General features: G+C 60.4%; 11 protein-coding genes. 5 read left to right on the top strand and 6 right to left on the bottom strand.

Going from position 1 to position 11997, the window contains the following annotated elements:
* Window positions 1-25: 25 nt before the first annotated feature.
* The 3 genes from ABIE62_RS12360 to ABIE62_RS12350 all read left to right on the top strand — a co-directional run bounded on the left by ABIE62_RS12360 (window position 26) and on the right by ABIE62_RS12350 (window position 3198).
* Window positions 26-541: a DOMON domain-containing protein gene (locus tag ABIE62_RS12360; RefSeq protein WP_354326429.1), complete on the top strand. Its 516-nt coding sequence runs from the start codon at window positions 26-28 to the stop codon at window positions 539-541.
* An 85-nt stretch (window positions 542-626) separates the two neighbouring features.
* Complete coding sequence (locus ABIE62_RS12355; RefSeq protein WP_354326427.1) at window positions 627-1829, top strand: exo-beta-N-acetylmuramidase NamZ family protein; 1203 nt, start codon at window positions 627-629, stop codon at window positions 1827-1829.
* A 76-nt stretch (window positions 1830-1905) separates the two neighbouring features.
* Entirely contained in the window at window positions 1906-3198 is a 1293-nt protein-coding gene (locus ABIE62_RS12350; protein ID WP_354326426.1) for a spinster family MFS transporter, read from the top strand.
* Here ABIE62_RS12350 and ABIE62_RS12345 read toward each other — a convergent pair.
* The 3 genes from ABIE62_RS12345 to ABIE62_RS12335 form a co-directional block, all read right to left on the bottom strand.
* Window positions 3195-4052, bottom strand: a complete 858-nt coding sequence (locus ABIE62_RS12345) for a DUF817 domain-containing protein (protein ID WP_354326424.1) — start codon at window positions 4050-4052, stop codon at window positions 3195-3197. The genes ABIE62_RS12350 and ABIE62_RS12345 overlap by 4 nt on opposite strands.
* A complete protein-coding gene (locus tag ABIE62_RS12340) occupies window positions 4049-4273 on the bottom strand; it encodes a hypothetical protein (protein WP_354326422.1) in 225 nt (74 codons plus the stop codon). The genes ABIE62_RS12345 and ABIE62_RS12340 overlap by 4 nt, the downstream gene beginning before the upstream one ends.
* 221 nt (window positions 4274-4494) lie before the next feature.
* Entirely contained in the window at window positions 4495-5679 is a 1185-nt protein-coding gene (locus ABIE62_RS12335) for a vWA domain-containing protein (RefSeq protein WP_354326420.1), read from the bottom strand.
* 130 nt (window positions 5680-5809) lie between these two features.
* Between ABIE62_RS12335 and ABIE62_RS12330 the strand changes: the two genes are divergently transcribed.
* Entirely contained in the window at window positions 5810-7210 is a 1401-nt protein-coding gene (locus ABIE62_RS12330) for a methyl-accepting chemotaxis protein (protein ID WP_354326418.1), read from the top strand.
* A gap of 115 nt (window positions 7211-7325) precedes the next feature.
* Here the strand turns inward: ABIE62_RS12330 and ABIE62_RS12325 are convergent, their stop codons facing one another.
* On the bottom strand, window positions 7326-8195 hold the full coding sequence (locus tag ABIE62_RS12325) for an AAA family ATPase (protein WP_354326417.1): 870 nt from the start codon (window positions 8193-8195) through the stop codon (window positions 7326-7328).
* Between the two features lie 165 nt (window positions 8196-8360).
* Between ABIE62_RS12325 and ABIE62_RS12320 the strand changes: the two genes are divergently transcribed.
* Entirely contained in the window at window positions 8361-9587 is a 1227-nt protein-coding gene (locus ABIE62_RS12320; protein ID WP_354326415.1) for a bifunctional alpha/beta hydrolase/OsmC family protein, read from the top strand.
* Window positions 9588-9605: 18 nt separating this feature from the next.
* Here ABIE62_RS12320 and ABIE62_RS12315 read toward each other — a convergent pair whose 3' ends face one another.
* Window positions 9606-9974: a hypothetical protein gene (locus ABIE62_RS12315; RefSeq protein WP_354326413.1), complete on the bottom strand. Its 369-nt coding sequence runs from the start codon at window positions 9972-9974 to the stop codon at window positions 9606-9608.
* Complete coding sequence (parE, locus tag ABIE62_RS12310) at window positions 9967-11967, bottom strand: DNA topoisomerase IV subunit B (RefSeq protein WP_354326411.1); 2001 nt, start codon at window positions 11965-11967, stop codon at window positions 9967-9969. The genes ABIE62_RS12315 and parE overlap by 8 nt, the downstream gene beginning before the upstream one ends.
* Between the last annotated feature and the right edge of the window lie 30 nt (window positions 11968-11997).

The raw sequence follows: 11997 nt of genomic DNA, 5'->3' as shown, positions 1-11997 counted from the left end.
GGAACCGAAGCGGCAAAGCTGGGCAATGCACACGCTCATGCTCCATCGCACCTGCGACCTCGGCCCGATCCGCGCTGTCACAGCTTCGATAACCGCCACACCGCAGGGGTGCGAGGCGGAGTTCCGGCTCGATGGGCAAGTGCCCGCCATCGTGTTGCCGCGGCCCGCTGCGCCAGAACGCGCTGACAATCTGTGGCGGACCACCTGCTTCGAAATATTCTGGCAGCCGCTGGGCGGGACATATTACCGCGAATTCAACCTCTCACCATCGGGTCGCTGGGCCGCCTATGACTTCGATTCCTTCCGCGAAGGGATGCACGATGCGCCGGTTGATGCGATTGCGCTGGCGTGTTCGCATGATGACAGCGGACTTGTGCTGCGTGCACAGATCGCAGCCGATTTGCCGATCCCTGCGCAAGTTGCGCTCAACGCGGTCGTCGAACATGCTGATGGCGGCAAGCAATATTGGGCGCTCGCTTTCCCGCCCGGCCCGCCCGAATTCCACTCCGAGGCAAACCGAAAGTTGATCATCGCACCTTAAGGCGCAGTGGGCGCGTGACCAATGATACCGTTCATCGGTGCAAATGCCATTGCCTTTGCCGCTTTGCTGCTCCACCCCTTGACGCATGAAGACAGGTATTGACCGGCTGCTGGCCGATCCCGAACTGCTGACGGCGCTCAAGGGCCGCCGCGTCGCGTTGGTAGCCCACCCGGCGAGTGTGACGTCCGATCTTACGCATAGCCTCGATGCGCTGATCGCAGTGGGCGTGAACGTCAACAGCGCGTTTGGCCCGCAGCACGGGTTGAAAGGCGACAAACAGGATAACATGGTCGAAACTGCGGATGCGATGGATCCGCGTTACGGCATCCCGATATTCTCGCTTTATGGCGAAGTGCGCCGCCCGACCGGGCAGATGATGTCGAGCGCCGATGTGTTCCTGTTCGACCTGCAAGACCTCGGCTGCCGGATCTACACCTTCGTCACCACACTGCTGTATTTGCTGGAAGAAGCCGCCAAAGCGGGCAAGGAAGTCTGGGTGCTCGATCGCCCCAACCCGGCCGGACGCCCGGTCGAAGGCACGTTGCTGGTGCCTGGGCAGGAAAGCTTTGTCGGTGCCGCACCAATGCCGATGCGTCACGGATTGACGATGGGTGAAATGGGCCATTGGTTCATCGCCCATTTCGGGCTCGACGTCGCTTACAAGGTGGTGGCGATGGAGGGTTGGCGTCCCGATGCAGATGACGGATGGGGCTGGCCGACGTCACGCTTGTGGATCAACCCTTCGCCCAATGCCGCCAATGTTAACATGGCGCGCTGCTACGCTGGCACCGTGATGCTCGAAGGCACCACGCTGTCAGAAGGCCGCGGCACCACGCGGCCACTGGAGGTGCTGTTCGGCGCGCCCGATGTTGACGCCGGCGCGGTGCTGAGGGAAATGCGCCGCCTCGCGCCCGCGTGGCTGGCAGGCTGCAGCTTGCGCGAATGCTGGTTCGAACCGACCTTCCACAAGCACGCAGGTGTGCTCTGCAATGCATTGATGATTCATGCAGAAGTTGGCTTTTATGATCACTACGCATTCAAGCCCTGGCGCTTACAGGCGCTGGCGTTCAAGGCGATCCGGCGGCTTTATCCGGATTACCCGCTGTGGCGCGAATTCCCTTACGAATACGAACTGAACCGGCTTGCGATCGATGTGATCAATGGCGGGCCTTCGCTGCGTCAGTGGGTTGATGACGCCGCCGCAAAGCCAGATGATCTTGACGTCATGGCGTCCCATGACGAGGCGGCGTGGGTCGCCGAAGTGCGCGAACACCTGCTTTACGCATGAATAAATCTCGCGGCGCCGAAACGCCGTTAGCAAAACAGAATGGCGGCACGACTGCCATCAAGGGAAGGGATTGCAAATGGCGACCACACCGATGAACGTATCGGGTTCCAGATCGGTCAGGGTGACGCTGTGGATACTGTTGATCGTCTATATTTTCAACTTTATCGACCGCCAGATCGTCAATATCCTTGCCGAACCGATCGCCCGCGATCTGGGGCTTAGCGACACCCAGATCGGGTTGATGACCGGGTTGGCCTTTGCGCTGTTTTACACGGTGCTGGGCATCCCGATTGCGCGCTTTGCCGACCGGTCATCCACCAGTCGCCCGGCAGTCATCGCGGTTTCTCTGGCCATATGGTCGGGCATGACCGCGCTGTGCGGGCTGGCGCAGAACTTTTCGCAACTGCTGCTCGCGCGGATCGGGGTGGGCGTGGGGGAGGCGGGTTGCACACCGCCCGCGCATTCGTTGATCAGCGACATCGTGCCGCCGGAAAAGCGCAGTTCGGCGCTCGCCTTCTATTCGCTCGGCATCCCGATCGGCACGCTGATGGGGATGGTGATTGGCGGGATTCTCGCCGATTTCGTTGGTTGGCGAGAGGCATTCCTGATCGTCGGTTTGCCCGGCGTGGCGTTGGCGCTGGTGGTGTGGTTCGTGCTGAAAGACCCGCGCCGCAGTGATGCCCAGATGATCCTGCGTAACCAGAACCAGCCCGCCGCACTGCCGTTGATGGATGCGCTGAGGGTGGTGGTGAGTTCACGGGCGTTCGTGTTGCTGCTATTCGCGGGTTCGGCAGCGTCATTCCTGTCCTATGGCAAGACCACGTGGACCACGATCTTTTTCCAACGTACGCATGATCTGACACCGGGCGAGGTGGGGCTGTGGTTCGGCATCGTCGGCGGGGTAGGGGGCATCGTTGGCACCGTGCTCGGTGGCTATCTGGCTGATCGCTTCGGCGCAAAAAATCGCCGCCATGTGCTTAGCGCGCCCGCAATCGGCATGGCGTTGGCAGTGCCGCTGGCGTTGTTGGCCTATAATTCGCCAAGCTGGCCGATGGCGCTGGTGCTGCTGTTTTTGCCGACGATGTTCAATTCATTCTATTACGGGCCGACCTATTCGGCGGCGCAGGGGCTGGTGCCGATCCGCGCGCGCGCGATTGCGGCGGCGACGCTGTTGTTTTTCCAGAACCTGATCGGGCTGGGGTTGGGGCCGCTGTTCTTCGGAATGTTATCCGACCTGCTTCAGCCAGCCTATGGCACCGAAAGTGTGCGCTATGTGTTGTATGGCGCGGCGTTTCTGGGGCTGGTTCCGGCGTATTTCTTCTGGCGCTGCGGATTGCGGCTGAACGAGGAGCTGGATCAGAAGGATTAGTCGGGCGTGCGCACTGGCTGCACCACCGCCACCAGCACGAAGCTGATCAGCATCAACAGATACCAGCTGCCATATTTGGCGAGGCTGACCATGCGCCATTCGTTTTCCTGCCCCGGATAATTCCAGGCATTGGCGAAGGTGGCGATATTCTCGGCGAACCAGATGAACAGCGCAACGAGGCCGAAGCCGACCAGCAACGGCATCCAGCGATGCTCGCGCCAGTTACGAAAATGGACGCGGGTGCGCCAGAAGATCAACGCCGTGGCGGCAAACAGCCCCCAGCGGATGTCGATGGTGAAGTGGTGGGTGAAGAAATTGATGTAGACTGCTGCCGCCAGCGTCCACGTAATCCAAGCGGGCGGATAGTGACTGAAGCGGAAGTCGAAAATCCGCCACACCCGCGCGATGTAACTGCCGACAGCAGCATACATGAAGCCTGAAAACAGTGGCACGGCGCCGATGTGGAGCACGCTTGCCTCGGGATAAGTCCATGATCCGGCCTGCGTCTTGAACAGCTCCATTACCGTGCCGACGACGTGGAAGATCAGGATCACCCGCGCCTCGCGCCATGTCTCCAGCCGGAAGGCGAGCATCGCGGCTTGAATCGCGATGGCGGCGAGGGTTAGGAAGTCATAGCGGTGGAGAGGGGTGCTTTCGGGGTAGAAAAGGTGCGTCCCCAGCAGCAGCGCCAGCAGCAAGCCGCCAAACAGGCAGGCCCAGCCTTGCTTGAAGCCAAACAGCAGGAATTCATAGAGCCACAGCCGCCAGCCCGTGCCGGGGTCGAAGGCTTCGAGCTTGAGGCGGACCGCCTCGAAGCGGGTGTGGCCAGCTCTCGCCCCCTCTTCAGAGATCATTGGGTTGGCTTTGCCTCACACACCGCTGGTAGCGACCTCCCCGTCAGCACCCGTCGAGCAAGTGACTTGTCATAACCACCCTCATCAAGGTGGATGGCAATGACGGAGGGGAAACGCCGCTCCGTATTGATAACCGCATCGGCGTCTTGCGGGGCATTGCCCTCGTAAATGGTGGCACCGCGTTGCGGATCTGACAGATGGTAGGTCACAAAATCCATCATTCTGTCGAACTTCCGCATCTGCTCATCTTGGTGCAACTCGATGCCGAAACCGATCCCGCAGACTAGGCCGGGGCCAGTGTAAAGAGTGGACTGGACGCCTTCCCTACGCTCAGAATCAGGCACCGGACCTGATGGCGCCATTCTGACATCGCGCTCAGGTCGTGGGCCTGTGCAAGATGCACAAGCCAATGCCGCACCAGCAAGGAAGGTGCGGGCGAACCTCAAGCCCCGTGCTTCCGCGACAGCTCCCGCATCGCGTCGTCCAACCCATCGAGCGTCAGAGGATACATCCGGTCATTGACCAGCTGCTTGATCATCTTGGTCGATTGCGAATAGCCCCATTGCTTTTCCGGCACCGGGTTGAGCCACACGGTCGCGGGGTAAGTGTTGACCACGCGCTGCAGCCACAATGCGCCTGCTTCCTCGTTCATGTGTTCGACACTGCCGCCGGGATGGCTGACTTCATAGGGGCTCATCGCCGCATCGCCCACGAACACGATCTTGTAATCGTGGCCGTATTTGTAGAGCACGTCCCAGGTCTTGGTGCGTTCCTGCCAGCGGCGCTTGTTGTCCTTCCACACGCCTTCATATAGGCAGTTGTGGAAGTAGAAGAATTCAAGGTTCTTGAATTCCGCCGTGGCAGCGCTGAACAGCTCTTCGACCAGCTTGATGAAGGGGTCCATCGACCCGCCGACGTCGAGGAACAGTAGCAGCTTCACCGCATTGCGGCGTTCGGCGCGCATGTGGATGTCGAGCCAGCCCTGCTTGGCCGTGCCCTTGATCGTCGCATCAATATCAAGCTGATCCTGCGCGCCTTCGCGAGCGAAACGGCGCAATCGCCGGAGCGCCATCTTGATGTTGCGGGTGCCGAGTTCCTTGGTGTTGTCGAGGTTCTTGAACTCGCGTTTTTCCCAGACCTTGATCGCGCGCTTGTGCTTGCTCTCCCCGCCAATCCGCACGCCTTCGGGGTTGTATCCCGAATTGCCGAACGGCGAAGTGCCGCCAGTGCCGACCCATTTGTTGCCGCCCTGATGGCGCTTTTCCTGTTCTTCGAGCCGCTTTTTCAGCGTCTCCATGATCTCGTCCCAGTCGCCGAGCGATTTGATCGCTTCCATTTCCTCGGGCGTCAGGAACTTTTCGGCGACCGCTTTCAGCCAGTCTTCAGGGATATCGACCGGGTTCTGGCCGTAATCGGACATGATCCCCTTGAACACCTTGTGGAACACCTGATCGAACCGGTCGAGCAGGCCTTCATCCTTCACGAAGGTGGCGCGGGAGAGATAATAGAACGCCTCGGGCGTTTGATCGATCACGTCCTTGTCGAGCGCCTCCAGCAAGGTGAGGTGCTCTTTGAAACTGGCACCAATGCCGGCGGCCCGAAGCTCGTCGATGAAATTGAAAAACATGGGTGCGTGCTTAACCCGCGTCAGCGAACCTGACCAGTCCCCATTCTTGTGCAGCCTGCGCGCGGCGATTTAACACTTCGCTTACCATCATCGGTTACGTCTGCGCACACACAACAGGGGCCGCGCAGCCATGCAACAATTCGCCATCGACACCGCCAATGCTCACGCACTCGGCATGATCCCCGAAAGTTGCGGGGCGGTAACTGTCGGTTGCACCGATGTGGCGGGCGTGGTCGAGGCGGTGATCGCTTCGTCCAAGGCGCTACGCAGCGAACACGAGGCGCTGCGCGAAACCGTTCTCGCGCTGGAGGCTGACCAGTCGAAGGTCGCCGAAGCGAGCGATGAGGCCCGCCTATTGTCAGAACGCGCGATTGAACGCCTGTCGGAAGGCACCGCGCTGATCCAGTCGTCGCTCGGCCAGATCGCCGGGCTGATCGAGTTGGTCGACACGCTCGGCCAGCACGTCACCAGCTTTTCCGCCGCAATGGAGCAGGTGCGCCGCAGCGCGCAGGATATCGACAATATCGCCGAAACGACCAACATTCTTGCATTGAACGCCACTATCGAAGCGATGCGCGCAGGCGATGCGGGGCGCACCTTTGCGGTGGTGGCGGCCGAGGTCAAAAGCCTCGCCAATGATACCCGCAAGGCGACCGAGGAAATCGCCCAGACGATTGATGCGTTGGGCGGCGAGGCCGAAGTGGTGATCACCCGGATCGAGGCAGGGGCCAAGGCCAGCGGCGAAGCCCGCGCCTCGGTCGCACGGATCGAAAGCAGTCTCTCCAATGTGAGCGCTCTGGTGGAAGAGGTCGACAAGCAGAACGATGTCATCGCCCGGTCAACCGGCACGATCAGCAGCCATGTCGACAAGGTGCAGCGCGTGCTCACCAGCTATGACGCCGCCTCGCGCAGCAACGAAGAACGGCTGCACGGCGCGCACCGCAAGATGGAAGAGCTGGAAATCACCGCCAGCGAAATGTTTGATCGGATCGTTCAGGCAGGCCTCAGCCCTGAAGACAGTGCGATGGTTAGCCAGGCGCAGGAATTTGCCACCGCCGTCGCCGCCCATACCGAAGCGGCGCTGGCATCGGGCGCGCTCGACATGGGGTCACTGTTCGATACGGACTATGTGCCGGTGCCGAACACCAATCCGCAATTGTTCCGCACCCGGCTGACCGATTGGGCGCACGCGGAATGGCGCCCGTTCCTCGACCGCACCAAGGCGGGCGACGCGCGCATTTTGGCGGCGGCCTGCACCGATCTGAACGGATACCTGCCGACCCACCTCACCGAACGTTCACGCAAGCCAACCGGTGATCTGGCGCACGACACCAAATATTGCCGTAACGGGCGTTTGATGTTCGATACGATCGACCGCAAGGCCAAGGCCAGCACTGCGCCCTATATGATGGCGGTGTATCGTCAGGAAGGCGACGGCAACAATTACGTGGTGGTGCGCAACGTCTATGTCCCGCTGGTAATAGGTGGGCGGCGATGGGGTGATGTCGAACTGGCTTACAGTTTCGATTGATGGCTACAAAAAGCCGATGTTTCACGTGAAACATCGGCCTTAAGTCCTTCAAAAAGAGCCTAGCGGGGGTCTAGAGCGACCTAGGCGGGGCCTAAATCCCCCTAAGAAGTCACCCTTAGCTGGGATTGCGCCGCGCCATGAACGCGAGCCGTTCAAACAGCATGATGTCCTGTTCGTTCTTGAGCAGCGCACCATGCAGCGGCGGAATGGCGCTGTTGGGGTTGGCGTTCTGCAACACTTCCAGCGGCATATCCTCGTTCAGCAGCAGCTTGAGCCAGTCGAGCAATTCGCTGGTCGAAGGCTTCTTCTTCAGGCCCGGCACGTCGCGCAGATCGTAGAAGATATCCATCGCCTTTTTGACCAAGGATTTCTGAATATCAGGATAGTGGACGTTGATGATGTCCTGCATCGTGTCGCGGTCGGGGAACTTGATATAGTGGAAAAAACAGCGGCGCAGGAACGCGTCGGGCAGTTCCTTTTCATTGTTCGAAGTAATGACCACGATCGGGCGTTCTTTCGCCTCGATCCGCTCCTGCGTTTCGTAAACGTCGAAGCTCATCCGGTCCAGTTCCTGCAACAGGTCGTTCGGAAATTCGATATCGGCCTTGTCGATTTCATCGATCAGCAGCACCGGCAGTTGCGGGGCGGTGAAGGCTTCCCACAGCTTGCCCTTCTTGATGTAGTTGCGGATATCGTGGACGCGTTCTTCGCCCAATTGGCCATCACGCAGGCGGGCCACCGCATCATATTCATACAGGCCCTGCTGCGCTTTGGTGCTGGATTTGATGTTCCATTCGATCAGCGGGGCATTCAGCGCCTTGGAAATTTCATACGCCAGCACGGTTTTGCCAGTGCCGGGTTCACCCTTGATCAACAACGGGCGGCGCAGCATCACCGCGGCATTCACCGCAACCTTGAGGTCTTCGGTGGCGATATAGGATTTCGTGCCTTCAAAACGTTGCGGGCTATTGGGCTGCTGGCTCATGGATTTTCCTTTGCACTTTCCGTTCGCGTTAAGTGGCTGCGCCACCTTGTGCAAGGGTGACGCAGCGGAACCCGAACAATTGACGGGGCGCGTGCCACGGCTCGCTGAAACTTTTGTGCCTGCACAGCGAATAACCCGTTAGACTGCCGCGCAAGGAGACTGCCGATGCCGACCGAGAACCTCAAGATCACGACCGCGAAAGGGCACACGCTTGCCGCTGCGCTTGAATTGCCCACTGGGCTGGTGCGCGGGGCGGCGTTGTTTGCGCATTGTTTTACTTGCACCAAGCAATCCAAGGCGGCGACTGCCGTCACCCGCGCGTTGGCGCGTGAAGGGATCGCCGCGCTGCGCGTCGACTTTACCGGTTTGGGGGCCAGCGAAGGTGATTTCGGCAGCGCCGGCTTTGCCAGTGATGTCGAAGATCTGGTTGCCTCGGTCGATTATATGATCGCTCAGTTCGATTGCCCGATCCTGCTGGTTGGCCATAGCCTCGGCGGGGCAGCGGTGCTGGCTGCGGCGAGCATCCTTGGCCGCGAAAAGGTTGCTGCGGTGGCAACCATCGGCGCGCCTAGCGACGTTCCCCATGTGCTTCACAACATAAAGGGCGATCTGGCAGAGATCGAGCGCGTGGGTGAGGGCAAGGTCACCATTGGCGGTCGGTCGTTCGTGCTGAGCGCGGAGTTTCTCACCAAGACCCGCGACGTTGAACTGCTCGACCAGATGACCAAGCTGCGCGTCCCGCTGATGATCATGCATTCGCCAACCGATACGATTGTCGGGGTGGAGCACGCGGGCAAATTGTTTGACGCGGCCAAACATCCCAAAAGCTTTGTCAGTCTGGCCGGCGCCGATCATCTGCTGACCAATGATGATGATGCAAATTTCGCTGCGCAAATGATCGCCGCCTGGGCGGTGCGTTATCTGGCGAACAAGGATATGTCACCAAAGCCGGAATCGGGCGTGGTGGTGCAGACCGGAAACGGTAAATTCGGCACCGAAGTTTTCACCTCACGTCACCGCTTTGTCGCGGATGAACCGGCGAGTGCGGGTGGGAATGATACTGGCCCAACCCCGTATGACCTGCTGTTGGCGGCGCTGGGCACCTGCACCGCGATGACGATGAAGATGTATGCCGATCGCAAGCAATGGCCGTTTGAAGGTGCGCGCATTGCGCTGACCCATGATCGCGATCACGCTAAGGATTGCGACCACTGTTCGGATAATGAGGTTTCAGCCAACGTGCAATCGCTCAATCGCAAGATCGAGCTTTTGGGTGATGAACTGACCGCAGAACAGCGCGCGAAAATCATCGAAATCGCGGACAAGTGCCCTGTCCACCGCACGCTGGAGGGGCATCTGCACATTCACACCGAAGCGGTCGAGCATATGTGATCGCAATGCGCGGTGCGATCACAGCCTGCTGGCGGCACCAAGGCAAACAAACGCAAGTTGCGCCGCCAGCATCGCGATTGTGGCGACCTTCCAGCCCGTGCCGGCAGCTTTCATCCCGCGATCCCACGTCCACATTCCGAGCATCCCGGTAATCAGCGCCGCAAGGCCGATCACGATCCAGCCCGATTGATTTTGCAGCACCACAAACAGCGCGAACAGCGTCGTCATCTGGATGAGAAACGCCGCCGCAAACCAGACAATCGGGATCGGGCGATAGGATGCATCGGGGATGATCGAATCCGGCAGCGCGCTGTCGGGGCGAGACACCCGGCGGTCGCCAGCCATGATGTCTTCCTCACGCGGGTCGGGATATTTGCGATCAGGCATCGATCGACGCGCGGTCAATCTCGCCTGCGCGGTTCTGGATGAAGTTGAAGCGGTGTTCGGGGTTGCGGCCCATCAGTTCATCGACCAACCGCGCCACGCCTGCGCGCTGTTCAAACTCCTGCGGCAGCGTGATGCGGATCAACCCGCGCGTTTCGGGGGCCATCGTGGTTTCGCGCAATTGCTGCGGGTTCATCTCGCCAAGGCCTTTGAAGCGCCCCACTTCAACCTTTTTGCCCTTGAACACGGTCGCCTCCAATTCGGCGCGGTGTGCATCGTCGCGGGCGTAGCGGCTCTCTTTGCCCGCGGTCAGCCGGTAAAGCGGCGGCTGGGCGAGATACAGATGCCCCTTGCGGACGATATCGGGCATTTCCTGAAAGAAGAACGTCATCAGCAACGTGGCGATATGCGCGCCGTCAACGTCGGCATCGGTCATGATGATGATGCGGTCGTAGCGCAGCTGATCGGCGTCGCAATCCTTGCGGGTGCCGCAGCCGAGCGCGAGCGCAAGGTCGGCGATTTCGGAATTGGCGCGGATCTTGTCAGCGGTGGCCGATGCGACGTTGAGGATTTTGCCCCGGATCGGCAGGATCGCCTGAGACTTGCGGTCGCGCGCCTGTTTGGCGCTGCCGCCCGCAGAATCGCCTTCGACGATGAACAGTTCCGTTTCACGCCCGCCTTCACCGCTGCAATCGGTCAGCTTGCCCGGCAGGCGCAGTTTCTTGGCATTGGTCGCAGTCTTGCGCTTGATTTCGCGTTCCTGCTTGCGCTTGAGCCGTTCATCCATCCGCTCCATCACCTCACCCAGCAACGCCTTGCCGCGCTCCATATTATCGGTGAGGAAGTGGTCGAAATGATCGCGCACCGCGTTTTCGACAAGGCGCGCTGCTTCGGGTGACGTCAGGCGGTCTTTGGTCTGTGACTGGAATTGCGGGTCGCGAATGAAGACGCTGAGCATCACCTCGGCGCCGGTCATGACATCATCGGCGGTAATATCTTTCGCCTTCTTGGCGCCGACCAATTCGCCAAACGCGCGCAGTCCCCGCGTCAGCGCCGTGCGCAGGCCCTGTTCATGGGTGCCGCCATCGGGGGTGGGCACGGTGTTGCAATACCAGCTGGTCGACCCATCGGAATAAAGCGGCCAGGCAATCGCCCATTCGACCCGGCCTTGCGCCTCGCCGCCGATTTCCGCGAAATCCTGCTTGCCGGTAAAGGGCTGCGCGGTGACACATTCGCGCCCGCCCACCTGTTCGGCCAAGTGATCGGCCAACCCGCCGGGAAACTTGAAGGTTGCCTCTGCCGGGACATCGTCGCTGGCGAGGCTGGCGGCGCATTTCCAGCGGATTTCAACGCCCGCGAACAGGTAGGCTTTCGACCGCGCCAGCTTGAACAATCGCTTGGCGTTGAACTTGCGTTCACCGAAGATTTCCGGGTCAGGGACGAACGTCACCGTGGTGCCGCGCCGGTTGGGGGTCGGGCCAAGATTTTGCAAAGCGCCTTGTGTGATCCCGCGCGAAAACTCTTGCGCATAAAGCTGCTTGTCGCGCGCTACTTCGACCCGGGCATGCACCGAAAGCGCATTGACCACGCTGACCCCGACACCGTGCAGGCCGCCGCTGGTGGCATAGGCCTTGCCTGAAAACTTGCCGCCCGAATGGAGCGTGGACATGATCACTTCCAGCGTCGATTTGCCCGGAAACTTGGGGTGTTCATCAACCGGAATGCCGCGCCCATTATCCGCGACGCTCAGGCGATTGCCTTCATCAAGCCGCATCTCGATCCGCGTGGCATGGCCTGCCACAGCCTCGTCCATCGCGTTGTCGAGCACTTCGGCGGCAAGGTGGTGGAACGCGCGTTCATCGGTTCCGCCGATATACATGCCGGGGCGGCGGCGAACCGGCTCAAGCCCTTCGAGAACCTCGATGGCAGAGGCATTGTAATCGCCGCTGGAGGTGGGGGTATTGGCGAACAGATCGTCTGGGGTGGTATCGGACATAGCCGCAGCTATAGGCCTGCGCTCGGGCCC

Source organism: Porphyrobacter sp. MBR-155 (genome assembly GCF_040547625.1).
Lineage (GTDB): Bacteria > Pseudomonadota > Alphaproteobacteria > Sphingomonadales > Sphingomonadaceae > Erythrobacter.
This window is presented reverse-complemented; position numbering and strand designations above follow the sequence as displayed.